This window comes from Fibrobacter sp. UWOV1 (assembly GCF_900142495.1).
Classification (GTDB): Bacteria; Fibrobacterota; Fibrobacteria; order Fibrobacterales; family Fibrobacteraceae; genus Fibrobacter.
In genome coordinates this window covers 18,693-45,650 of sequence record NZ_FRBA01000016.1, presented here as the reverse complement: position 1 = coordinate 45,650, position 26,958 = coordinate 18,693, and the positions used below count along the sequence as shown (strand labels likewise).

At 46.4% G+C, this 26,958-nt stretch carries 13 protein-coding genes and 1 pseudogene; 4 read left to right on the top strand and 10 right to left on the bottom strand.

Features of this window, described 5'->3' with window-relative positions; translation table 11 throughout:
• The 6 genes from BUC02_RS14465 to BUC02_RS14430 all read right to left on the bottom strand — a co-directional run.
• The coding region (locus tag BUC02_RS14465; protein ID WP_175549868.1) for a transposase at nucleotides 1-227 on the bottom strand (227 nt) is incomplete at its 3' end.
• Nucleotides 228-300: 73 nt separating this feature from the next.
• Complete coding sequence (locus tag BUC02_RS14460; RefSeq protein WP_139261208.1) at nucleotides 301-717, bottom strand: hypothetical protein; 417 nt, start codon at nucleotides 715-717, stop codon at nucleotides 301-303.
• Entirely contained in the window at nucleotides 714-1,721 is a 1,008-nt protein-coding gene (locus BUC02_RS14455) for an ATP-binding protein (RefSeq protein ID WP_073323736.1), read from the bottom strand. Before BUC02_RS14455 ends, BUC02_RS14460 begins: the two co-directional genes overlap by 4 nt.
• Before the next feature lie 36 nt (nucleotides 1,722-1,757).
• A complete protein-coding gene (locus BUC02_RS14450) occupies nucleotides 1,758-18,629 on the bottom strand; it encodes a calcium-binding protein (protein ID WP_139261206.1) in 16,872 nt (5,623 codons plus the stop codon).
• A 465-nt stretch (nucleotides 18,630-19,094) separates the two neighbouring features.
• A complete protein-coding gene (locus tag BUC02_RS15735) occupies nucleotides 19,095-20,213 on the bottom strand; it encodes an FISUMP domain-containing protein (RefSeq protein ID WP_083564620.1) in 1,119 nt (372 codons plus the stop codon).
• Between the two features lie 18 nt (nucleotides 20,214-20,231).
• Nucleotides 20,232-20,528 (bottom strand): hypothetical protein, encoded by a 297-nt coding sequence (locus BUC02_RS14430; RefSeq protein ID WP_073323726.1) that lies wholly within the window; start codon nucleotides 20,526-20,528, stop codon nucleotides 20,232-20,234.
• Between the two features lie 111 nt (nucleotides 20,529-20,639).
• Between BUC02_RS14430 and BUC02_RS14425 the strand changes: the two genes are divergently transcribed.
• Nucleotides 20,640-20,933: a hypothetical protein gene (locus tag BUC02_RS14425; RefSeq protein WP_073323724.1), complete on the top strand. Its 294-nt coding sequence runs from the start codon at nucleotides 20,640-20,642 to the stop codon at nucleotides 20,931-20,933.
• A 173-nt stretch (nucleotides 20,934-21,106) separates the two neighbouring features.
• The gene (locus tag BUC02_RS14420) at nucleotides 21,107-21,523 is read left to right on the top strand and encodes a hypothetical protein (protein WP_073323722.1); all 417 of its coding nucleotides are present in this window, start codon (nucleotides 21,107-21,109) and stop codon (nucleotides 21,521-21,523) included.
• A 57-nt stretch (nucleotides 21,524-21,580) separates the two neighbouring features.
• Here BUC02_RS14420 and BUC02_RS14415 read toward each other — a convergent pair whose 3' ends face one another.
• From BUC02_RS14415 to BUC02_RS14405, 3 genes are read right to left on the bottom strand one after another with little or no spacing between them, the layout of a single operon-like run.
• Entirely contained in the window at nucleotides 21,581-21,970 is a 390-nt protein-coding gene (locus tag BUC02_RS14415) for a TIR domain-containing protein (protein WP_073323720.1), read from the bottom strand.
• A 10-nt stretch (nucleotides 21,971-21,980) separates the two neighbouring features.
• The gene (locus tag BUC02_RS14410; RefSeq protein ID WP_073323718.1) at nucleotides 21,981-22,955 is read right to left on the bottom strand and encodes a caspase family protein; all 975 of its coding nucleotides are present in this window, start codon (nucleotides 22,953-22,955) and stop codon (nucleotides 21,981-21,983) included.
• 11 nt (nucleotides 22,956-22,966) lie between these two features.
• Entirely contained in the window at nucleotides 22,967-23,374 is a 408-nt protein-coding gene (locus tag BUC02_RS14405; RefSeq protein ID WP_073323716.1) for a TIR domain-containing protein, read from the bottom strand.
• A 233-nt stretch (nucleotides 23,375-23,607) separates the two neighbouring features.
• On the opposite strand from BUC02_RS14405, the gene BUC02_RS14400 reads away from it, so the two are divergent.
• Both BUC02_RS14400 and BUC02_RS15990 read left to right on the top strand, forming a co-directional pair.
• On the top strand, nucleotides 23,608-25,059 hold the full coding sequence (locus BUC02_RS14400) for a GAF domain-containing protein (protein WP_073323714.1): 1,452 nt from the start codon (nucleotides 23,608-23,610) through the stop codon (nucleotides 25,057-25,059).
• A 773-nt stretch (nucleotides 25,060-25,832) separates the two neighbouring features.
• Nucleotides 25,833-26,519 carry a hypothetical protein gene (locus BUC02_RS15990; protein ID WP_139261204.1) on the top strand — a complete coding sequence of 229 codons (687 nt, stop codon included), beginning with the start codon at nucleotides 25,833-25,835 and terminating at the stop codon, nucleotides 26,517-26,519.
• 164 nt (nucleotides 26,520-26,683) lie between these two features.
• On the opposite strand, the pseudogene BUC02_RS15985 reads toward BUC02_RS15990, so the two are convergent.
• Nucleotides 26,684-26,878, bottom strand: a pseudogene (locus tag BUC02_RS15985) (succinate dehydrogenase/fumarate reductase iron-sulfur subunit); the annotation flags it as partial.
• Between the last annotated feature and the right edge of the window lie 80 nt (nucleotides 26,879-26,958).

The window sequence follows — 26,958 nt, the reverse complement described above, 5'->3', positions numbered from 1 at the left end:
GGGACGGCGATGTCGAGCTCTCCCGCACCCGTGAGCAGTTTCCTGTGGTAGTGGCCGCTGCGGTAGTTCCTGCGGCCTTCGGAGCGTTCGTGCTTCTCGGCATTGCAGAGGTCTGCCGCCTCCTCGTCTAGCATCGCGTTGAGCGTGTCCTCGACCGTGCCCCGGATGAGCGTTTTCAGGTCGTCCTTGAGTCCGGCTTCGTCGATTTTGATTATATTTCTTTCCATAGGATGGTCCTTTTTAGTTTGATTTGTGGTTATTTCAAATCTAAAAATTGGAACATCCTATTTTTTTACCCCCTTAGTGGAATTTGCGAAAGAAAATATACGTTACCAAAGCAGGCAACTGATCTTTGGGCATTCCCTTAAGAACCACATAGTAGTTAATCGAAAGCTGTTCCCAATTTCTTCCTTTTAACGGATCTAGCAATGAATCCCTTTCAGAAAGAATTTTCATATAGTCACTAGCAACAAGGTGTAATGTGTCGGAAAGTTTTTCCGCTATAGAAGGAAGAAAATTTTTATTAATGTCGTCACTGCTTTGCGGAATGGAACTCTTTGCTTCTAAAAAGATGGCTTTTTTTCCACGAAACAAGACGAATTCAACACTTTTACTAACAAGGTGCTTCTTTTGGGAAAATTTTTCTGCAGCAAAGACATCCTTATTTTCGAAGGGACCAAACTGCATTCCCGATTCTTCAAAAGTTACCGTACTCACAGGTCAATCTCTTCTTCGTAAAGGCGAATCGATTCGGCTATAATCTGGTTGTCTTCTGGGATGCCATCCAGCAAATCATCTACCCTATAGCCCCCATCAAGGGAAATAATAGGAATTGACTGACGATTTTTCTGGGCAAGCAGGTATAGTTTTTTTACGACAAAATAGGAATGCGAAGAAATAATGAACTGCACCCCGCATGCAGAAAGTTCATAGACAATATCCAAAAACTTGGAGATTGCCGTAGGGTGCAGGGACGATTCAAGTTCGTCAATAAAAACAACGGAGGACTTTGTCAAGAATCTGTTCCCAAGCAGGGTGTCAAGAATACCGATTTTCTTGATGCCGTCGGATGCAAGTTCTATGGGGAATGTATGTCCATCCTTCTTAAGGAACCAGCGGTTTTCCTTGGCGTCAAAACTGACCACTCCACCGGTAATATCTTTCAACATCTTTCGGCTATTGGCAAAACCGCCCGGATTCTTGCCCTTTGTCGTTGGCGAGTTCAGCGCCATCGCCAAATCATAATAGGTTTCGTCAAAGCCAAACTCCATATCCAAATCATGGGTCTTGATGACAAGTTTTTGGAGAGAGAGAATTTCCTTGGCGGGGAGAAAAACAGAATTGACCGGAGTCGGTTTCACCTTATTAAAGAACGGCGAACACACCGGGGCCTCTTTCTTCTTAGCAATGCTAAAATTCACCTCGGCCTTATCCGCCTTGAACTGCACATTGGCCGACAGCGAGGCATCTCTCTTTATCAGCGACTGGAGCGAATCCACCTGAAAAGTCCACCGAAGCTTCTTGTGCAAAAGCCTCTGGTAACTTTCATCGTTCTTTCCGCGCTGGAAAAGTTCGGCAGAACGCTTGGCCGCATACAGGACCTTGAGCAATGTCGATTTTCCGCAAGAATTCGGGCCGACAATCAAGTTAATGCCTTTCAGGTTTTCAACCCTAATCGAGTCGATACAGCCAAAATTTTGAACTTGAAATTCTTTAATCATCTTGGTCCTTTATTTAGTTGCCAAAATTAGTAAAAACTACCCGATAGAAATGACGGCGGTGCCTGCGGTGAGTGCAGTCACGCGGATTTCGTAGCGGTTATCGCCATTGGGAGTGTCGGGAATATCGACAGCGAAGTAGTAGCCCGATTGCGTCGAGGCCGTCATGGTTGTGCCGTTCACGTCCCATTCCCATGCAAGGGCGGGGACGCTATGGCCCTGACCATCAGAAATCAACACGATGTTCGGGTTCCACCACGGATTGTCCTTGCCTGGCCAGGTGTCGCTTACCAGCAACATCGTCTCGCCCTCGGCAAAGGTAATCACCTGCGCACTGGAAACATCCACAATGCGCGAAATCTTGCCAGGGGTCGCCTCCTGCTGCAGGACCCAATCCTTGTTCGTGACATCCGCGTAAAAATCGGTATCCCCATTCGCAGATGTTTCCGGGGTGACTCCCGGCACTCCCCCGTTCTCGAACTTGTCTTGGATATCCCCGGCATCGGTATCGTTGTTGCCCAGGAATACCTCAGGCGTCGATGTCGTCACCGTATGCTGTTCCAGCATGATTTCCACGCTCGGTGCAAACACGCCCACGGGGTTGTTGTGTTCGAGGATCAACGAGGCATTGTCGCCAAGGGCCACATCGTCGCCGTCGCCCATGGTAATCGTATCGCCGAAGTCGCCACCGACAATCACGTCGCGGTCCTTGCCCGTCAAGATGGTGTCGCCCGTCTCGACAGGTTCGTCGTTCTCGTCCAGCGGGATTTCCACGGCTGCGCCGTCGAAATGCATACTCTCGGCCTCGATGGCTCGGTTCGCGTAGTCGGCCAGGTTCTCGTTGCGGGCGAACGGAGCGTCGATATCGAATGTCACGCGGGCGTCGTCACCAAAGACCAGGTCCTTGTCGTGGTCGCCGCCCACGGCGATATCCTCTTCGCGGTTCGTGCCCGCCACCACCTGCACGGCGGTTATCACGGGCAGGTTCAGCGGCCACTGGTTCGTGTCGGTGAACAGGTTCCTGATTCGCACCTCGAAGGTAGCGGAGCTCACACCGTGGAACACCACGTAGTTGCCAACCAGGCGCATGTCGGGCGCAACCTGCGAAAGCAGTTCATCGGCAGTCGGGGCGGTCGCGCATTCCACAAGGCGGTAGTCGCCGTCGAAATGGCTACCCGTCCAGTCGTTCAGATAGTAGTGCTGGTCAGGCGTATTGCCGCTAGACTGGTGACCCCAGATATCGAACAGGTAGTTGTAGGTGTCCGTGTTCTGCTGGTCGCCGCCGAGGTACACATACACGTCGCAGGGTGCACCGTCCGCGAAGGAATCAAGGTTCGTAAGCGTGAGCTTGATTTCCTGCTGCTGTTGGGCAGCATAGTAGGCGTTGAACAGCTTGGAATTCGAGGTGTCGCCGTCAAGCTGGGCGTCGTCCTTCGGCATCAGGCTCGAATTCTGCGTCCCGTCGCCCACGGCGGTATCGTAGGCAACAAGCGAAATGCCTATGCCGTCGTGCGTCACGGGGGCGTTGGTGTAGTTCTCGCCAACGACATGCAGGCCGTTGTTCTTTATGTAGAGGTTCGTCCAGTCGTTATCCGCGACAACACCCGCCGTCTCCCCAACCATCTCGCTTGCGGTCGCGTTCTCGCGGGTAAAGTTGAACGAAGCAACCTGGATTCCGTCGAGCATCGCTTCGGCTGCGGCGGTCGCGCCGGATTCGATGTGGTCGGCCCCCTGGCCGCCCACGACGACATCGTTGCCATCGCCCGTGTAAATATGGTCGTTGTAGTCGCCCGCCACCGTGCGTGAATCAAGCGACTCGGCAAGCGAGAGCGTGGAGGCCGTGGCCTCGGAGCTGTCGCGGTCGGTGAACACCATCTTGGCATTGTCGCCGAACACAACATCGTTGTCGTAAATGCCGTAGCGTTCGTCGCCGTAGGTCGTCAAGGTGTCGCCACCCGTGCCGCCCACCACGATGTCGTCGCCACCGGAAGTGTAAACCGTGTCGGCTCCGCCATGAGCAATGTCGGTAGAGGCGGCCACATCCTGCGCGTGGAGGGTTCCCTTCACCTGGATGGCGGCTATGCCCGGAATGTCCTTGCCGTTGATGTTGTCGAGCGTGTAGCCGTCCTCGATAATCACGCGGAAGTTGTCGGCGGCAACACCCGCTGGAACCTCGAACACCACGTAGTTGCCCGTGGTGTCTATCAGCACGGCATCTTCGCCAGTCAATTCACCTGAGAGAACCGCCGCATTGTGCGCAAGGTCTGCCAAAATCGCCTCGGCGCTGGTGTATTCGGAACGCTTGTAGGTGCCGTTGAAGTTGGAACCGGCGCAGTCGTTCACGTAGTAGCTTGCGTACGCCGTGGCCGAACTGCCTATGTAGAGGCTCACCTTGCGGATGCTCTGGCCTTCCCAGGAGTTCGCGTCGGGCATGTCAAGGTAAACGGCCACGTGATAGTCGGTAAAGTACTGCGCAAGGCCATCCACGGCGACTTCGAGCTTGTTGTCGCACTGGTTGCCCGGGGCGGTAGTCATGTAGCCGCTGTTCATGAGCGCCGCATCGGCATCGGTAGAGGCGTTCGAGAGGTTATGGCCGTAGGCCTGCAGGTTGATACGGTTGTCGGTGCTCGTATTGCGGTGGCTCTCGATGCCGCCGTAGCTCACGCTCACGGCGCTTGCGCGGGTGTTGTCGTCAAAGCGCACAATCTCGCGGTCATCATTGCCGTAAGTCCCGGCAAGGCTCCCGCCCACATTGTTCCAGTTCGCCTTCGCGAAATCTGCCGCACCCGCAACATCTTCCGACGAAAGCCCCGTCTGCGATGCACCCATGAAGTTGAACGAGAGCGTCGCCTCGGTGCGGGTCTCGGGAATGCTCTGCGTATCGGTCACCTGTTCTTCCGCTTCAGCGGCGTTGCCCCTGAAGGTCGCAAAGCCATTGTCGCCGAACACGACATCCTTCCCTGTCCCGGTACGGATATCGTCACCATCAAGGCCGCCGAACACCACATTGTCACCGTTGCCAGCGTCAATGTCATCGGCACCGGCCGTTCCCAGGTCGGTTCCAACATTGTAACCCTCGTTGGAGACCATCAGCGCATTGCGGTCGGTGTCCATAATGACCTTGCCACCATCGCCAACAATGGCATCGTTACCCGCACCCGTGCGGATTACGTCATTGGCGGTTCCACCGATGACGGCATTCTTGCCGTCACCCGTGCTGATAAAGTCCTGACCACCATGCTGTTCGCTCTTGCTTTCGGCATACAGACGAGTTTCCTCGATTGTATAGCGGCCACCATCGCCGATAGCCACATTGTCTGCACCCGTGATGCGGATAGAATCACCCTCGGCACCACCCATGGCAACATTCTTGTCGCCCGCAATAACGATGTTATCTACCCCGCCAATACTGTCGTTGGTCGTTTCGACAATATGCATGCCGAGGCCAAGCTTGTCGCCATAAACGGCTTCGTCATTTCCGGCGTTATTGTATTTCACGCGGCCATTGTCGCCCAGGGCAACGTTCTTGTCGCCACCGATAACTATTACATCATTCTCAGCACCGCCGACAACGACACTATTCGTGCCACCGACCTTAATCATGTCGGTGCCACCATTTTCGGCATCTACCGACTGAATCCTGTAGGCATCGCGGTTCACGCCGTCCGTCTGCAGACGGTGCACGGGATTTCCCTTCTCGTCGGCCGTGCGTCCCGGAGTCTTGCCGATTCCAGTAGTATAGTCGTCAATGAACGCGGGATTTTCGGTATCAATGTTGTTAACCGTAGAGCCGAGCACCGTATCACCAACATCTACGCCGTTCACCTGGCCATTATCGTAAAGTACCTGGCCACGATCGCCGAAAGCTATACCGCCCTTGTTCATGGTAATGTGGTCATCACCGAGGCCGCCAAATGCGACCATATCGTTGCGGGTCACATCCGTACTCGAAGCGTCAATCCTGTCGTGGCCCGACTGCGCGTTGATGACCAGCTGGCCGTCGCCCTCGTAGCCATAGGCGAACTTGAGCGATACAATCGAAATTCCCGCTGTCAAGGTAAAGTCGCGTGAAATCGAGAACGAACTACTGGTCAGTTCAGAAACGGCACGGCGCTGAACGCTGCCGTCGCTCAGCGTGGCATCCACGAACATGGTGAACTCGTAGCCGTTCGGCGCATCCTTGTGGATGTTGTCGGCTGTAGCCTTGTGCGAATCAAACGCATCCTTCCGAGACACGAACAAACTCGAATCATCCGAATCTATTATATAGCTGTATGTAACAACACCCTGGTTCAGCTCAGGCTGCTGTGAAGAAATTGTCCCGGAACAAATCAAGCTTCCTGTATGGTCCGCCTGGTAGCTATTCACCTTGATATCGTCATCGAACTCCGCCTGATAGAAACGGAAACCGTCTATATATTCACCTTCGGCAAGGATAAAATCATATTCGATATCGAAACCATACTGGTTCGAGAACGAGCCCTTTACCTCGCGACGCTGGGTAACAAAATTATCGGCTTCAGCAGGGGGAACATCTTGCTTCTTGATTATCGCTTCGACATAGTAAACTTTGGTGTCAGATTCTTCGCGAACAACATTAACACCATTGTTTGCAATAGGCGTCAAGCCGTAATGGTAAACGCCATCATTGAACAAAGCACCGTTAGCGGCATTTTCAGCAGCGATTCCCGCATCACCAAGATGAGCCCCAAACCCGGCAGTCGAATCTTCTGCAACATTACCCGTATTCACTACCGTGTATGTCCTGTAAGCATCTTCTCGGTAGAGCGTCTTGTTGATATCAACAGTATCCTTGCCCTTACCCAGATTGTATTCGGCATATTCCATCTGCGCCGCAGTGATGCCGCTCTGCATCATCAGAGGATCATCATTTTCGGCAAGTTGCTTTTCGGGGAACGCTTCAAGTTCCGTATGGGTAAAGCGAACAGCATGCGAGTCATAGGCATCAACATTCTTTTCGGCTTCATTCCTATTGTTATTCACAAACCCAGTAAGCGATGCACGGGCATCAACACTATCCTGCTGGTTATTTACAAACAAGCGGTCCACAGACGCCATCTCGTCAACAAACAGGGAATCCCTATTGCCCGAAATCAGGGCAAAGTTAACACCACCAGTAGGCAAAACAACAGGCTCGTTCAAGACAAGGGTTAATATATGCGAACTTGAATCGTAAGAAGCATTCTCAATTCTAAACCACTTGTCTGCAACCGTGGACTCAATTTGATTAACGGGCTCCTTAGTTGTTCCGACATTCTTTGTCGTCTGGTTGACCCACTTGAAAGTCTTGTGGTAGAACAGGGACAATATCTGCGAATCAGACAAGTTTTCATTCCATTCTGTCTCAATGACACTATTCAAGACAGCGGCCTGTTCTTCGGATAACGAAGAGAAGTCTATCTTTGCAACGCCATCGACAACCTGGAGACTGAACAACTTACCTTCGTCAAAATTGTTCAGTTCATTAAAGTTCGAGGCCTGCTGCATGCCGCTTTGCCCCTCAACAACATGCTTGTAATTAAGCATGGCCGGGTTGCCGGTATCAAGCATCATGCTCTTGCCGTAACCATAAGCGTATACGGCACCATCAATGTCATTGATTTTTTTGTCTTTTTCACCCACTTTGGTGACTCCATAATCATCCAAAGCGTTATCGGGAACTGCAGTTACGGTAATGGAACGACTCTTATTCTCACTATCGAAACTTACAATAATGGAGCCATCAGCCTGGGAACTAAAGCCGGAACATGAAACGACCAGACGCTTGCTTTCCGTAACGGCTTCCGAATTTGCCAACAGCTGGGTCGGAGTAATTTTTACATATACGGTTTGACCATCAGACAACTGGCCTTTGTATTCAACATTGTAAGAAGTGCTTGTAAAATCACTCCTTCCAGATTCGGACAATACAGAATTGTGCTCAAAAATATTCAGCAAGTCGCTCGACAAACTAGACGCATTCGGGGTTGTTTGTTCAAAGTTTTCCCAATCGTAGCAATTCGGCAAACTCGCATTCACAATCACTGCATCATGAACTGTCATCGGTTGTCTTGTAATGCCGTTGTAGAACGTAATTACATTGCCATTGAGTTCATAGTATCTATCACAACCTTCTGTATATTCACAAACAGTTTTTTTGCCGATTGTAATCGAATCTATATCCATGTCCTCGTAAGCAAGGTACACCTTGGAATCGTCAACACGGAGAACATTTGAACGCACACATATTGTAAGTGTTTTTTCAGCTTGTAAAAGATTCGGGTTGATCGTTACTACATTGCCGGATAAATTATAATCACTAGTTGACCAATTTTGCTTTACTCCGTCCACATAGAAAGAAAGGACCTGGTTTGCAGCAGCTTCATTTGAATCGGGCTGTGGCACATAGATGGAATTCACCTTGAACTCGTTGCTTGCGCCAATAATGAATTCTTCGGTACGGACTAGCGGTCTTCCCGCGACAACATCGCCGTCTCTGTTTTCTCCAGCAAATACAAGTCCCACGGAAGTCACGGATTTCGTCAAGACATTCTTGGCGGAACCATTGTTCCATGTACTCGAAATTGCGATAGCCTTACGAACGCCTTCTTCGATTAAATCATCTTGAAGAGCCTTTACAAAGACTTCTACAGGGGTATTATTTGTCGGATGGACCGTTATGGTCTCTCCCCACTCAATGCCACCTCCCGCATTTTTCCTATATCCTACAAGGAAGCCCCTGTCTCCACGATTGGAGTCCACCGTTGAGGGAACAGGCGCGCTTATCGTCACATCAAGAGTTTGGTTATTTTGAAGTCCGGCACACCCAACAAAGAAGGACACCGGAGCAGCATTTTCACTTGAAAGAAACACTTCATAGGATTCTTGTATTTCAAAGTCAGGTTGGTTTTGAGTTCCTTTGTTTTCAACGATGAAAACGGCAGGCGCACTATCGGAATCAACGACAGTAAAACTTTCCGTCAAGGATTCCTTGCTCGTATCGGCTACACCATTTGCATCAACGAATTCATACTTGACATCAACAGTCTGACCGTCAGTATTGGCGCTTCGGAGTGTGTATTCCTTGTCGAGACCGCCCATGCTAAAGGTATCGTTGCCCTTACCGCCATTAAGTTCTGTCACATCGGTAGACTTGTTGCCCACGACATAGAACATATCGTCACCGGCAGCGGCATCGAACTGAGTACTTTCGACACCGGCAGCCTTGATGGCAACAAGGTCGCTCAGCATGCCCTCCTTAGTCACGACGAATACATCCTCGGCATCGGTTCCACGAACATTCAGCGTATCCGTATCTTTTCCGCCGTCAATGGTCATTGCACCACGGTCAAACGGAGTTACCCCATCTTCCTTGCGGAAAGAGTATACACTGAAGGTGTCGTCGCCACGGCCACCGGACATACTAAGCGCGCCCACATTGTTCAGTGCAACAAATTCATCGGCACCGGAGCCACCTTCAATATTGAGTTTTGTTCCACTGGATACACCATCGCTTAGGTACGACTCTTCGTTCGTCTTTGTCGCATTGAATTCATCAACAGGTTGGATATTGGCCGAAGTGCCGGTAACCCTGTCAGAATTGTAGAGTTGTCCAACATAGAATTTATCGGCCCCTGCACCGCCATCAACATTGGTCGTTTGCGCGGTTCCATCGATATACACCTGGTCATCGCCGCCATTTGCGTTAACATTCAGGACATCGACTCCCTGGGTGTAGTTCACGCGTTCAATGTTGGAATTGAGATTCTTTTTTACAGTCTCGCTAATTTCAGAGTCAAAATCATTTTCTGTAATTGGCAGAAGTGCAACAAAGCCCAAGTCTTGTTTTTCATTCTGACGCAACAGCAAGCGGTCAATACTTTCCGTGCCTTCAACAACAAGTGTATCGGAACCATCCAACCCCGAATCAGTCACATTGGTGTAATTCGTGGTACTGTCGCCCATCAACTTAACGGTAATCTTGTCGCTACCGCCCTGACCATCAACGAAGTCCATGCCCGGGCCAGTAGTTATTTTGTCATTACCCCCATTGGCATTGGGTTTTAGCTTTGCATTGGCATATAATTCGCCATGCAAGCCAAGATTATCGCCGAAAACAACCTTATCGACATTATCCGATTTACCAGATAATTTATTTTCAAGAGTTAATGTACTTGAATCGTAATCGGCCACACCATTGTCGCCGTACAGCATATCGTTGCCGGCACCACCGTCAATGATATCGTCATCGGCACCACCATAAATCAAGTCGTTGTCAATGCCGCCGCTGATGGTATCGTTTCCACCATCGCCGTCGATAATGTCATTGCCTATGCCACCGTAAATCTTATCGGCTCCGCCATCAGTGTTATCAGCACCATCATCACCGAAGAGCAGGTCATTACCGTCATCGCCGTAGATTGTATCAGAACCATTCGTTTTTAAATCGGAAGAATAATCAGCAAAATCATCATTATTATCATCGTTTATAGCCGCTTTAATTTCTTGGGCATATTTTACTGGATTATTCAATTCGTCAACTAACTTTATCTTAAACTCATCCTCAGAAGCGGACGTTCCGTTCTTGAACTGAGCATCAATAAATTCCTGACTGAATGCAGCAGTCTTTTTATCAGCAGACATGTCAACGGCAAAGGGCGCAGCAAGGTCCATCGGGGTACTATTTATTCTGTCGCCAAAGACAATATCCATCCCATCGCCACCATGGATGGTGTCATCGTCCGAGCCACCCATAATGCGGTCATGGCCTCTTTCGCCATAAATTTCATCATTCCCGGCACCGCCATCAACATGGTCGTCACCACCACCGCCATAAATAGCATCATTGCCATCGCCACCGATTAGCGTATCGTTACCGCCATCGAGGCTGATATCGGTCCTATCAATTTGGGGAATGGAGCCCGTTTCATCGTAACGGCCACCATCGCCGAAAATAAAATCAGCGCCAGCACCGCCATCAATTTGGTCATCTCCGGCGCCACCGAAGATAATATCCTTCTTGGAGCCCCCTAAAATTATATCGTTCCCGGCAACACCAGGGTCAACATTCGCTTCAATAATATATTTATCGTCATTCTTGCGAACTGTCCCAATATCGCCAAAAATTATGTTCAAGCCATCAGCACCGATGATAGTGTCGTTGCCGGCACCACCCCATATAAATACGGTGCGATTACTTGCCATTTGCAATCCAGAAAGGTCAATGTAATCGTCCCCATCGCCGCCATTGATTTCGATATCAAAATCTGCTGCTTCAACATCATCTTCTTCAGCTAACTTAATATATATCTTATCATTCCCCTTTTCGGCATTGATGATAAGCCTTCCATCAACCTTTTCTGAATGCCCATATTTATCAAAGACTTCGCTACCATTAACATCTAATTCTAGTATTTCATCACCATCATCCAGAGTCTTATTCAAATCATTGGTCGCTACACGGCTCGATGCATTAGAACCAATATTCGCAACGACATCATCACCCGACTTTGAAATCATTACAGGGCTTAAATGATGTTCATAATTAAATTCAAATAGGGTGATGTCGTCCGTAATGTTCCACTTCTTGGTATAGAACAATAAATCAAGGTAGGCATACAACTTGGCTGTAATGGCTCCATTTACATCGAACATGCCAAAAAGGCCTTCTTCCTTGAATACTCGTTCAATTTCGTTCAGGCGAAGTTTACCATCCTTGTTCGGATCAAATAAATTGAAGCCTACATTGATGCCTACACCACCACCTACACCAGCACTCACGCCAGCATTTAGTTCGGCAGAGGCTTTTAACCCACCATAGAAAGAGAGCTCATTTTTATCATTACCCTTTCCATCAAGGTCATCTACGTAGAAACCATTTAACAATCGGCTAAAGTCCTTATAGTCGCTACCCACCCACTGTCGAATACCTAAGGTATCATAGCCAAAGGCAAGGTCTATATTCGCATTGAAAGACACTCCTAAACGAACGCCAAGCGGAGCCCAAATACGAATGAATGTATCCCAGTCAAAGTCAAAACTGAGCTTGGGCATATCATAATGGACCAAGTCAATATCTTGACCGAGCAGCAGTTTGAAAATGTCAGTCGGTTTGTCCCAGATAAATCGCCAAGAACCATCACCCACTTGCAATCCATTACCAGAAAGGGCCGATGACGCATCCTTAGAGGCGTTTTCATATCCTGATAGGAAATTATTTTTCTTATCATCAAGCATCTTTGCAAAATCAGACGCAGCTGTTTGCCCTTTTAAGAAGGCCTCACTTTTTTCCTTGTTTCCGCCCATACCTCCTATTAACGGCATGCTTCCTAAAGAAATTAAAAGACTCTTATTATTTCCAAATGCAGCAATTTTTTCACTCAAATCAATTAAATCTTTGATGGCATAGACCATGCTATCATCAAATTTGCCTTTACTAAATTCCTTGGCTAGGCTAAGCGGAGTAATAATAATATCTAAGTCTTTAAGTACAGGGAATGGCGTTGTCAAGAAATCAATTAGTGGTTTTAACGGTTCAACAACTTTTTGAATCTTGGATACAATCGGCGCTAGAACTCCACTAATAAATGATCCCATATCGAGTTTCATCTCACTGAATCCCAATTGGGTTATATTTCCATCTGTCCAATGGAAGACAAAATCTCCACTTACATTAGGAAATTTAGGTGTATCAGACGACTTGACATCTTTCAAAACGCCAACAGTAATTTTTGTTTCAATATCTGCGTTGGCGGTAAAACTAAATTGAGGAAGCACTCCCATTGCCTGGGAAAGGTCAACCCCAACAAGTTTCTTTGATGTATCAGCTATTACCATTGTGCCAAAGGCCGATTCATAGGCACTGTAATTTGACACTCCATCTTCGAAATTCAGGCCAAAATTAATCTCAACGCCATCATCCGAATCAAGTTCCAGCATCATGCCCAATCCGGCCATTTTGCCGAGAACATTCGATTCATCTTCAAAAAGACCCGAAACCTTGGCACTTACTTCGTCACCTTCGCCGAAGATGAAATAGAAACCTTTCTCCTTTGACACTCCAAAGCCAAATTCAAGCGACCAGGACAAACTAAGGTTTAATCCACCTTCCGCTTCCAATCCAAGTCCAGGATATCCAAGGTCAAATCCAATATTGGAGCCAAAGGAGTAATCTCCGCCTAACCTAAAGAACCATTCCGCAAATTCATTTCCCTGTCGGTATAGAAGATTGTTACTAATGTCATTTTTCCATAACTCTTCACCAGAAGACACATTAATAGAAGGTACACTTGCTCCTGGAATGATTAAATAGCCATCTAAAAGCTCACTCAATTTTTGAGCAACCATTTGAGCCGTCATGCCGGTTGATTCATAAACAAAATTCGAGAATGGCTCAAGAATTTTCTGTTTAAGATCACTCAAGAAATCGACTCCAGAGCTCAATGTTCCGCCAACTACAGGCACATTGACCAAATCGCTCATCATGCCACCGTTAATGCTTGATTCCATGGTGTCTAGCAGACGATTCAGGCCCGTCACAGCTAATTTTATCTTGTCAAACCAATCAAAATCACCACTTAAGATTTCCTCCATCTTAGAATACACACTGCTAAAATCAACGACAAAATCGCCATTATTTGCAGAGTCAGATTCTTTCAGTCTTAAGGAACATCCTGAATCATTTTGATTACTCGTCCTAGAAGAATCATAAACTACTTTTACAGCCTCTCCGATAGCGACAGGTGTTATTCCTGATAACCAATCGCTACAATACTGCTCTATCTGGGACTTATAGGCTTTTGCCGATTCAACATTTGCGGCATTGACAATACCACCGTTCATCCACTTGCCAAACAACACATCGCCAAGAGAATAACCACAAACACTTATGGGCAATTTGCTACAAACGACCATTGGAATGACGCAATTAGGATTTAAATCAGCAGCAGTTCCATTTTTCTTCCATGTTGTTAGAGACACTCCTTCATCACCAAATTTTCCAATCAATGCGGCATTTCCAAAAATAAACGCATCGTTATTGTTGGAACCAACCGTAATTAAGTCTTTCAGCAGAACTGCTATTTCTGATTGAGTTGCAGAATCACCCGCAGCATCAATTCCCAAATTAAACGAAAGTTTTTCTCCAACTATATCAATATCAGCGCCAAATTTTATTACATCACCCAAAACAAAGTCAAAGGAGGAATCCATATTCGCAGAAAGTTCAAACCAAAACCCTCCTGAGACCTTCAAATCAGCATTACCGCTTATACCTGTTGAGCCATTACCGAAATTAAATTTATGAACAGAACTAAAAGCTTTTCGAACATTGAATTCTATGCCTATTTGCTGAAGTTCATTGTTGTATTTTAACTTAAAAATTTCCTTACCCTGTGTACTTGTCAAACCAAAATCATTAAGATATTTGATTAATCGATTATTCAATCCCTGCAAGCTAACAATATTGTCCTTACGCAAATTGTTCACGATTTTTCGAATATCGTTTGCGACATTCACCAAATCGCCAACCGATTTATTGATAACAGGAATTTTGATGTCGCTATTCTTAGCAATGGCGGTCAAACGATCTACAAGCCCATCAAGCAAGGCATAGACATCTTGCACTGAGAAATTTGACAAATCAGAAAGTTTATCATGTATTGCAGTCTCTAGGCCTGAGAAGTCAGATTTTATTGATGGAAGACCATTCTTTTCCTCTAGTTCAATCTTGTTTTCGCCGATATAGAATGTGTCAAAACCAGGAACCGCAACAGCGCCGCCAAATTCGAACTTATTTGAAGATTCAGATTGTTGATTGGCCGATGTATACACAAATTGAGGATTCTGGAATTCCCAGTTACTCAAGAACGAATCGTTAGCATTATTGGCATCCGTCTTCTTGTTTGCAGTAAAAGTCGCCTCAACATGCACTGAACCGTCAGCGACAAGATTCACATCAACAAAATTGAAAGTGGCCTCAATGGCGGCGACATATCTTAAAGATATATTCGGATCATTCCAATTGACTGTAGTCGAGGCATTTTCCTTGATAACAATCCAATCATTTTTTGAAACTGTAATGGAATCGACGTTCCCTTCCGAATTTACATCAAGATTATGAATCTTAAAGTAAACATCTCCAAACTTAACATATCCACCAACAGCAAACGAGCTCTTATTTGCATTTTCATCCAACGAGATTACAATTAATTCCTGATCGCTAGTATCAACCTCTTTAACCTCTATAGCTTTACCAATAGAGAAATCGACCTTCGCATACAATTCTACCTTGGCATCGGCACTTTCATCAAGGCTAAATAATTTAGACCAATCAACGCCAAGCAAGGTCTTGCCAACAATGCGGTAATCGCCATCGCCACAGCAGTTTGCCCTCATTGTAGTAAATCCCAATTTTTCGAGGATTTTACTTGCGCCGACGTTTTCAAGGGAGAAGGGACTATTTGACCGGAATTCAAAATGGTCCCAGTATGTAGTAGTATGCGATTCTGGATCCGTTTCTGAATAACACAGATACACCCCCGTTCCATTCAATTGTGTGTTAATTGTGGTAACAAAGGACTGAACCGTTGTATTCTCATCAAAATTCAAACTTTCAAAATCTATCGAAGCGGAAGAACCCTTTATTTTGAAATCATCTGAGCCCAAAGATGATAATTGATGTAAATAGCCAAACCAACTTAAAGAAGTATTTTCGTCAACCGTGAAAACTATCCGATTATTTTGAGCAACAACCGACTTTACACCTTGAATTGTATTCGCATCCAACGAATCCTTAATTGCACGGGAAAGATCATTTAGGTCGGAGCAATTTTTTGTGTCAACATGAACGCTATCATTACCGACAACGACCGCTAAAAAATTATCCGAAATCGTAACCCTATAAATTTCAGAAACATCAGCATCACTTGCTAATTTGCTAAAGTCTTGCCAATAACTCACATAACGAGAGTCAACAAGTCCGATACCAACACCATTATTCTCAATTTCTTTTGCAACAAACGCTCCAGCCGCAAATCCATCTAAATTTTCCTGAAGAGCGTCCACGTCTGTCGTACCTGAACTCAAGTCTATATATTCACTTGCATACCCCAAACTTTCAGAGTATTTCTCTATCAAAACACCTTTTTGGCTTCCTATTGCACCTGAAGCATTCAGTACGCCTGATATGCGCATATACTTGAATCCAGAGTTCGATTCAAGCGTATAATAATCCGAATCGATTTTAATTCCATTGCCTTCTCTTTTTGTTTTATACCCTTTTATTAGAGACGGGTCACATCCGAATAGAATTTCATCCGTACCTTCATTAATGTCAACAACATACAGCCCATAGGTATTCTTGATGGAGCGACCTTCTGCCAAAGCACCTGTTGATAATACATCATCCAAGCCAAATTGATTTTCATCTGACTTTTGCAAAGACAAATACTTATCCAAGCATTTTTTCCAATCAGGCGAATCCAACAAGCCTTTATCGTTAAGATCTGTCGCAAAGGTTTGTATCAAACCAAGATCAAGCGTTATATCCACATCATCAGCATTGCCTACTCCTTTTAAACTTATGACAATTGAATTATTTGAATCAAATGTTGTTGAGAAGCAGGTTTGCGGCACAGTATTGATTAACTTAAGTTCACTAAAAGCGTCTGCGCTGCCGGAATTTGATATGTCAAACTTTGTTCCTGACTTGATAATGAGTTTCTTAATATTTTTGTTATACTCTATCTCCGGCAATCCAGTAGTATTCACAGATGTGAATTCGTTTTCCTTGCCTTGAACCGTTTCAACACACTCAAAACTAGATGAATCAATTTGACCACTATGAACTAATACAATTTGGTCATCCACCTTAAAGGTAAAGGCAAAATTTGCAGTCGATCCATCTAGCTTTACATCCGTTCTTGTTTCATTAAAACTCAATTTGTCAAACGGGGTCGACTCGTAGTAAGTTTCGTTTAGCGCTATATTATCTTCACCAAGAATAACCCCCAATGTAGTAGCCGGGTCTTCACCGTTCCCGTCATTTATCGTCTGATAATCAAATTTCACATCCAAACTAAAAGAAATTCCAGCACTACACCCCGCAGACACGTTGCCGTATGTAGCGACATTTGCGAATCCATCACCAAGCGACTTTGCTAAATTCAAATCAAAATCTTTACTTTCGGTAAAGCGCAAACTGAAAACCAATCTGAAGTTTTGAAATTCAAAATTTTCCGGCAATCCAGTTGGCAAGCTAGTTTCGAGTTCTTTAGAGACTGGATTTCTCGACACCAGCATGCTTATGGGATTTTGAGCATTATCCCCTAATAGGAATAAGCTACAGGCATTCGATTCACCAAACACACTTTCCCAAGCCTCATTGAAGATAAGAACAAATTCTTCGACACTTGAGAAGTTAGCCTTATACTTACTGCCTTCAACGACTTTTAGCAAGCCATCTTCTGCATTTTCACTGGAACCAAAAACAACCTTATCAACTTTATTTACAATATCAACAACATCACCGACAGAACCTCCCAGAAAATCCAATTTTACATTGTCTTCCAACTGTTTGCGGAGAGCGGTTTGCATCGACTGGAGATACGCCACAACCTGGTGTGAAAGGGTTTCACCCGAAAGCGAAGCAAACGCCTTAATCTCATCGGGCACGATCCAGTTTTCGGTCAGCGAATCATAACCGAATCCATAAGGTCCTTCGGAAGAATCTAGTTTTGCAACTGTCACAGAGCCAGACCTTAATGTTGCTGATTCCACCGAGAATTCTGGTATTGCAGTAAATACACTTCCATTATTTGCGTCATAACTTGCCGTTAGGCTAAATATTCCGTTTGTAACAGTCGCGCTAAACAAGCCTAAAGAAATGGTTTCATTGATATTGTTCTTTGAAATCAATAAATCAAACCGGTCAAGATTAAAGCTATCAAAGCAGAGTTTTCCTGTCGCAGAATTTATATGGACATCTAATTTAATCCTAACCGAGCAGTCAACATTGAGATCACCTAGTTTAAGCAATCCAAGATTCACCAATTCATCAGTTCCCGTTGCCATATTGGCGATAGTTGGTGTAATGTTTAAATAAAGCGATGTCGGAGCTTCATACGATGTGGAAAGGGCGACATTTTGCAAAACATTTTGCCCATCTCCGACTAGGTTCACGACATGTCCGTTTCCATCATCCAAAGACAAGTGTTCCAGCAAAGAACCAAGAATCGATTGTTTTTCTTCAACAAGTTTTTCGAAATATGTTCCGATTTTTTCAAGATTCAAAACACCATTTTCAACTGCGCCATTAATCGCAAAAGACGCTCTGGCCCAATACTCTTGTATGTTTCCGACAATGTCAGAAATTTTAACTTCTTCATAATCGCAATTGTGAATAAAGGGAATCTGCGAAAAATCAACCTTGTTGTCGAAAATATGTTCTAGGGAGAAATTGCCTATGCCCTGTTTAGGCTGTAAACTAGGCATATTCACAGAGAATTCGCCATTTTCCGGGCCTTTCACCTTGATAACATCATTAACATCTACAAATTCAAAAGGAAAGTCATCATTTGCATCAAGAGAGAACTCCAAATCTAGTCCAACATCAGTCGTTGCATTCCGATATGTAGCAACAATGTCGGCACTATCTAGCGTAGTGTCTGACAAACTAGTTTCAACTACAGCCAGTCCCATAAACGAAGACGATGCACCAACATTCGGTACAGAAACACCTATCGATTCTACACTTGCAGACAATTCAACATCTGTTGCATTTTCGAACCATTCTCCGTCATCATCGGCATCTAAATCAATTTCAATAGACAGGCTCCCCGTTGCCAAAAGACTAATTGAAGCATTGTCTACACCCAATCCAATTTCATCTAATTCAAGTTCACTAGCGTTCAATGTATTCTGAACATCAAAATCTAGCTTGAGTGTATCATTATTTGGGGCACTAAAAACGGGATTTCCAATATTTGACGGTAACTGATCTGGGAGATTCGTGTTCAATCCAGAAACAAGTGCAGCCAAGGGGACAGATGTTGTCCCATCGGGCAATGCATCTCTATAGTTCTCGAATGCCGTAGATACCAAAGACCGTATATTTGAGCCGACACCAGAAAAATATGCAGAAGCAGAATCAAGAGACTCACTCAAGCCAAGTCCGGACAACTGCAAATCATCAACTTCATTCAGGGCACTTTCAACTGTAGTTGAAACATTGGATATATTGTCCTCAAAGTCCTCCAAGACAACATCCGCATTCATCATCATGCGAGGTTCTAAAGATTCGATTTTGTAGTTCAACTCGCCGATTCTTTTTTTATTATTCTTTTTAGACATATTACAAGCCCTTTAACATATTGAGATTTAACGATTCACCTGCTTTTTCACTTGTACACAACGCACAGAAAAACCATATGTCTTATATTGATCGGATCGAGAATTTCCCGTAGATGATTTCCCCTGTGATCCGGCAACAGCACCTTCTTCGGCATAATTCTTTGATTCTTCAGGATAAAACCAATATGTGTAATCATTAAGATCCGAAAACTCATATGCCCAATTATATCCAGCGGCAATTAAACTATACCCTGTATAGTTAAGGCCGCCAAAAGAGGTCGACCTTACACCTTTCACGCCCGCATCATTTCCATCTGCGTGAACTACAATATAAAAATCATTGTATGTAAGCAAACGCCAACCATCTGGGCAAATTCCCTGATGATTCTCTTGAATCAAATGGGCACAACTCTTGGTATTACAACTATCGTTGAAGCCCATCATTTCAGCCCATTGGTAAAGTCCACCATAATTTAGGCATTTTGTGGTATCATTGTTATAGCAGTAGCGTTCAACTTTAGAGTTGTCAGATTGATTCTCAGAACCATCAACCATTATACCAACATTCAAGTTCTCTGCCATAACATTGATTGTTGCCGCTTTATTATTAGTATCTTTTCCTGTCACAGTCAGATACTTGTATATACGCTGTTCATATTCAAATTCACCATACGAAAAATTCGGGGGAAGATCGCCCCATCTTACAAAACTACTACTTGAAGCTACTGACGAAGATGATTGTTTCACGGAAGAACTGGAAGACTTTACGGAACTACTACTTTGCTTTTCACTCGAAGACGAACTCACTGACGAACTGGACTTACCCTTGTTACTACTAGAAGAATCATCTGTCTTTACGGAACTGGAGCTCTTGGAGTCAGATGAATTCTTTGTTTCTTTCGCGGAACTACTAGACATATTCTCACTACTCGAAGACTTGTCTTTTTCCGTAGATTCATTGCCAGACGACTTTTTATCTATCGAAGAGGATGACTCTTCGGTGGAATCAGAGTCCTTTACGCTTGAAGACGATTCAACAGCGGATGTTTCGTTGTTGTCTTCACTTGCCGACGACGAATCGTCACAGCCCCAAAGGCCTATTCCGCCAAACACGGCTAAGAAAAGTAGTGTCTTGAACTTGTTCATCTTTTGGTACTCCTGTTATTAAACTTTTTTCGAAATCAGAATCCCGATGGACAGGGCATCCACCATAAATCGCGGTTTCAACCGCTCAATCGAATAGGGACCAGGCCCTTTTACTTTTACATCCGATTCATTCATAGGAACAAAATCTGTTCTTATTTTTAAGAAAAAGATAATAAAGAAAGCTATTTGACCAGCCACAAACACCCCAAATGGGGGTAAAAAGCCCCCATATTCACCCCACACCCCGCCCCGCAGTCCGATTTTTTTTGTATACCGCTGGAACGTGGGCGTATTATAACCGTATTCATTTTTCAATTAGCATGACACACGTCACACCGTAAAGTTTTTTCGAATAAAGTTATTGGATTTTCATCAAGAAAAAGACATCTTTAGTCTATAAACTAAACTCAGCAACAAGGAGTATTTATGGCTGAAAAAGTAAGGATGGTTATTACACTTGATTCCGATTCAGATTCTTCAACAACGGATCAAAGGGAAGAAATTCTCGCAAGACATGGCTTTTTTAAATTAACTCCAGAAAAGAATATCCGTCTACCTGAATCAACCTATATAGGTTTAGTTCCTTCGACGGAAGCAGGAAAAAAGAAAGTTTATGCTGTATGGAAAGAGCTAAATGATTTCGGTCTCGAGCCCCGGAGAATTTTCGGGGCAAACATTGGAGAATGGCAAGTATATCGAAGTGAAAAAGACAAAGATTAGTTTTTTCTAAGGCCCTGCTATAGCAGGGTTCTTTTTTCTACCCCCTTGCCATCATACCTGTTTTTTTCTATTATGCGGTAGGCTAGTGAGCTGATTGTAATACCACGAAATTGTGGAACAGGGCCCACTCCATTAACAGAAAACTATACCTAAATTTATTAGAGAGGTAAAACATGTTTTATGGTATTGGAGCCGCATATTCTAGCGGCACAGAAGACCACGCATCAACATTCATCAGCAAAGGCATCGCCTGTATTGGCTGGAACAGCAAGGACGCTCCGGCGTTTCACGAAATGCTCCGCCAGATAAATATAGGGGACATAGTCTTCCTTAAGTCGTTCAGTCCAAAGGCTGGGCTTTATATCAAGGCCATCGGCCTCGTAACATCTTCTAGGATTCTACAACCTAGCGAAACCGATAATCTTGGCTACGCAAGGGAAGTTGCCTGGAAATTTCACGCAACAAGGCAAAGTAACTGGCTATGGCTTGGCCGACTTCAGGACAAATACGATTTCATGCGCGGTGGCACCATGTACATCGAAATGAATCCCAATGTTCAAGCAAGAATCATCGCAGAACTACTGAAATAAGCAAAAACAACCCCTGCCGGTAGAGAGCCGACAGGGGTTTCTCAGTGCATAATTTATCTAGCGTTTACCTTGGAACAACAGCTTAAGGATATCCCAAGTCCACTTATAAATCGTATCCGATGCTAGTGCATGGTTTGGCTTCTTACAAACCTTGTCTGGGTGGCCCTTCAACAGGAAATACGGGATTTTTTCTTCTTGCGCAATGGTTAGTTCAGCTGTAACTCCGGTCGCCGTATCCGTATGTTCTCCACAAATAACTACAACAACATCGCAGCCTTTTATTCTATTGCGGGCTTTCTTTTTCCAGTTGTCATCTATCTTTTCTTTGATAGACATATCCGTTATTTCAAACGGGCTGTCGGGATTCCTTGCTTGACCAACAAGGCACTCCTTGAGTTCCTTGTCATGGTCGTAGTCGAAACTAATGAATGTGCGTTTCTTTTCCATGGCGTTCTCCTTATATTCTATCTTTTTGAGCCAAATGCAAGTAATACTTACCCAACGGGGTCAGGCGGCATCCCTTGGAATGCATCGCCGCAAAATACATGTGTTCTTCGCCAACCGGTTCAACTAACCCGACAGAAACCATTTTCTGCAAGAACTTGAACTTCTTGACATTTTCCGACTTAGCAAACGGCTGTATCAATTCGTGATCCACTTTCGGCGTATTCGTAAACTCGAACGACGGGTCTAGCGAGAATTCTTCTTCCGGCCTGCTAAAGAAATTCTTCAACTGTTTCAGTTCGCTACAAGAAACGGGCGGCGAGACCTTCCTCAGGCAGACAAATTCCCGCACATTGGTCTTGAATATCGGGCGTTGGTCCCAGGCACTCAGGGCCTTGTCCACATACGCATATATCGAACCGGGCGATACATTCCCAAGCAGGTCGGCGGCCTCGCCTTTCAGCGCATTCACAAGCAGGCTGGTAAATACCCCACTATCCGCCCCTTCCATAGCGCACTCGTTCTTATCACAAGCAGACAAGAATGTCACGCCCGAATCAAGTGCGGCCTTGTCGTTCGAAAGCAGGGGCATATTCCCGGCCCCGCCCGAAAAACAACTGTCAAGGATAACCACCTTGTTGTGGCACTTCGACCTTCCGATAATCTCTGTTATTTCGGTCAATTTGATACCCGGACTCATTTCGGTTCCGTCCGGCGTGCAGATGTACTCTCCAAGCATATCCGATTTGCATCCGTGCCCCGAAAAATAGAGCAGGGCGATTTCGCTTTCGCCCGCGAAAAGTTGCTGGATGTCCCTTAGCAACTTGTCCTTTGGTACGGCATCCGTTCTCAATATCACATCAAAATTTTTGTCGCCGTTTGCATGCGTTTTCAGCAACTCGGCGACATTGCAAGCGTCGTTTACACAACCGTGCAAAGGGCAACCGGAATAATTGTCAATTCCGACAACTAGAGCCTTTCTACTCATAATTCTCTCCTTTATATTGAATAATACCTAATAGCATCAACAACTGAATCGCTAGTCCAGCCTACAATATCGATAGCATTGTCTCGAACGATAGACGAAACCCGCTCCGCACCGCGCAGACGAACGCCAATTATAGGCTTGTCCATCTCCAGGGCAATGCCTATTTCCTCTTCAATCCAGTCAGAATAAGTGCAATAGACTCCCGCCGGAACAATCACGCAACTCGCATGGCGTATTTTCTCTTGCAAGGCGGCTCGCAACGCCGCCCTGCTACGAGCATTGTGAATAGGGTCATCCTTCGGCACGGAATAATCCCGCCATGAGAAATTCGGATGCCCGTCAAGAAAGCCGGTCAGGGTTTCATAGTCTTCCCCATAGCCCCAGGAATGGCTAATAAAGATGTTATAGGTCCTTGTCATAGGAACTCCTCTCCTCATAAAAAAGGCTGATTTTCTGATAATGCTGGCATTTATGCAAATACCGTGCCAACCGCAAAAACAGGCTTTTGGGGGCATTGGGGCGACCGCAGATGTTTCAAAATGCTTCAGATATTCTTACGCGCCTTTGGACTGTAGCATTTCTAAACGGTTTCTGCATGTCGGCATATTTTTACTATTATTTCCACCCAAACCACACCCTAACCGACAGTCCAATGACCGCACAGAACCAGGAAAAGCCGCAGTTCGACCAGGGCGCCATCATCAAGGCGCTGCAGAACGCGTTGCGCACCACCAGTTCCAAGATAGGGCAGATGAACGAGGTTCTGGACATCGTGCGGGTTGTCGGCGAGGCGAAGACCTTCAAGACGGCGGCACTTGCACTCGCGGGCGAAATCGCCGACCGCCACCACGCCGAAAGGGTGAGCATCGGCATGGTCAAGCACGACTACGTGGTGCTCGCGGCCATAAGCCACACCGACCATTTCGAGGGCAAGATGCAGGTGGTGCGCGACCTGGAGAGCGCCATGGAAGAGGCCTACGAACAGGACGCCAGCATAGCCTACCCGCCCCCGGACGGCGGCACCCCGCTCGCCACCCGGATCCACGAGTACTACAGCAAGACTTACGGCGTGGGGCACATGCTCTCGGTCCCGGTAAGGCGGGGCGAAGAGACCATCGCGGTAATCACCTGCGAACGCGGGGCACACCCCTTTGACGACGAGGAGTCCGCCCAGATCCACCTGGTAGCAACGCTCACTAGCGCAAGGATAGACGAACTCTACCGCAAGAGCGGCTGGTTCGGCAAGAGGTTCGCCCGTGCCGCGCGGGAGGGGTTAGCCAAGCTGCTGGGCCACGAACACACCTGGGCAAAACTGCTGGGCATCCTGCTTACGGCGTTCGTGCTTTTCGCGGCACTGGTGCCCATCCCCTACAGGGTAAGCGCCCCGGCCATGCTCAAGACCGACCACATCACCTACCTGAGCGCCCCCTTCGACGGGTTCATCCAGAGCGTGAAGGTGAAGCCGGGCGACATCGTGTACAAGGGCGACGAGCTCCTGCGACTCGACCAGAAGGAACTCAAGCTAGAAGAGGCCGACCTGATGGCCCAGGAGCAGGACAACCGCCGCGAAATACAGAAGGCCCAGGCGAACAGGCAGCTGGCCGACCTGCGCATACAGCAGGCCAAGCTCTCGCAGACACTGGCGAAATTAAAGACGGTGCGCTACAAGCTCTCTCGCTCGGTGGTGCGCTGCGAATCGGACAGCGCGGTGGTCATCGAGGGCGACCTGCAAAAGCGCGTGGGGTCGCATGTGAACCAGGGCGGCGAGCTGTTCCAGCTGGCATCCATCGAAGAAATCTACATGGAGGCCGACGTGAGCGAACTGGAAGTGAACAACGTGCGGCTTGGCGGCGAGGGCTTCATGGCCATCAAGAGCCGTCCCGATTACGTGTACAGGTTCCGCACCACGCTCATGAACCCGACGGCAAGTGTCAAGGACCAGGAGAACACCTTCGCCGTGCGCGGCGAGTTCGTGCGGGCGACTCCCCCGTGGTTCCGCCCCGGCATGACAGGGATAGCGAAGATTTTCGCGGGCAAGCGCACACTCTGGTGGATTCTCTCGCACCAGGCCATCGACTACTTGCGCCTGAAACTCTGGTGGTAAGGGGGGCAAAAGCCCCGAAAAGCAGCCCAAAAATGTGGTTGGAAGTCCTGCAAATGTCCTGGCATCAATGTCACCTTGTAAATGCTGCTTCCGCAAAAGTTCAAGTGTCTTTGCATAAGTGATGAAGGTGCTCCAGCAAATGCCCCAGCCCCATCACCTAAACGGTGAAGGTGCTCGGCCAAATGTTCAGGCACCTTTGCATAAGTAGTGTTGCCCCTCGGACATTTGCCCGGGCCCCTTTACACAAGAATGCAACACGCCCCGGCAAAAGTCCAGGCACCTACTTCACCTTGTAAAAACTACTCCCTCAAATGTCCAAACGCCTTTGCACAAGTGGTGAAACCACTCGCGCAAAAGCCCAAGCAACTTCATCACCGTGGTAACGCCGCTCCAGCAAATACCCCAGCACCATCACCTAAGCGGTGAAGGTGCTCGGCCAAATGTTCAGGCTCCTTCGCATAAGTGTAAAAGACACTCCGGCAAAAGACCGGGCCGTTTTGCACAAGTGACAAAACCGCCCGGACATTTGCCCCCGCAGTTCAACACAAGTGACATTGTAACAAAAGCAAAAGTTCAGGCAACACCCCCACAATGTAAAAGCCGCTCCCGCAAATGCGGAAGCGACTTTACACAATTGCGGGCGCATTTTCGCCAACAAAATGTGATTTACATCACACTTTGTTCTATTTATCACTTAAAAATCGCAAAGAAATGATACTTCGATATAATTTCCCTACCAAAGGAAACCGATTGAAAATCGGAAGAAGGTTAAAATGAAAAATGTAATCCTAAACGCGCTATTCGACAATCTGCTCATGCTACAGCCTTGCAGAGAGAATTTCACACTTTGCTGCAAATCCGACATACCTCCAATATACACATATAGCAGTCCATTTGCACCACCAAATTTTGCAGACAGATTGCTCACAAGAAATCCCGGCTATCCGCATATATCTCACATTCTACCGGGTACTTTCTGCCACATAGCAAATTCTAATAACGGCTGGGCGTGGGTGTACAATAGTAGTTGTCAAGGGATCAACCTACAATATCCCTGCTATTGGGATATTCTTGCAGAAAATTATAGCAATGGAATCACAACTCTTTCACATCTCATAGAAATTATCGCCCAACATAATGGTGTTAGATACGCATTCTTGCCTGACCAAGTTAATGTGATTGCAAAAGTCTGGAATAACACAGAAATTTCATTGCATATTTATGCTAATTATGACTCAATAAATCAGCAATCCGTCGCTCATTGCATCTATATATATCCATCACCATCAATAGCAATGGTGCCAAACCACACAACGACAAAAAATATTGGAATTCCTCTAAAAACGAATATTATTGAATACATAGCCCGTTTGATTAACGCCGAGCAACAACGATTCAATGCAAAACTGAAAATCATCAAAGCAACCACATCAAGCAATTTGGTATACCAACCCACATAGTCAGCAAAATAAATCCCCAAAGGTATAGAGAAAAAAGCGGGGCGTTGCGGGGCGGCGAATGAGCCCCGCAGTGGGGGTGCGCGGAAGACCCAAAGGGGCTGGAGCTAGGGGGATTCTTCCCCCATCATAAAGAAAAGAGGGGCGCGGGATGCGCCCATTCCTAATTAGTCCTTTCCGTACACCTTTTCGGCGTAGGTCACGGTGGCGCCGAGGTATTCGCGGTTCATCTTGGCGATGTAATCCACGGTGATACCCTTCGGGCAGGCGGCCTGGCATTCGTAAAGGTTCGTGCAGTTGCCGAAGCCTTCCTTGTCCATCTGGGCGACCATGGCGAGCACGCGCTTCTTGACCTCGACCCTATGACGACCGTTCGCGCTAGACGCATAAAAAAAACTAATTAGCGCTCACTCTCGCCATCACGACTCATCAATACGAGTCG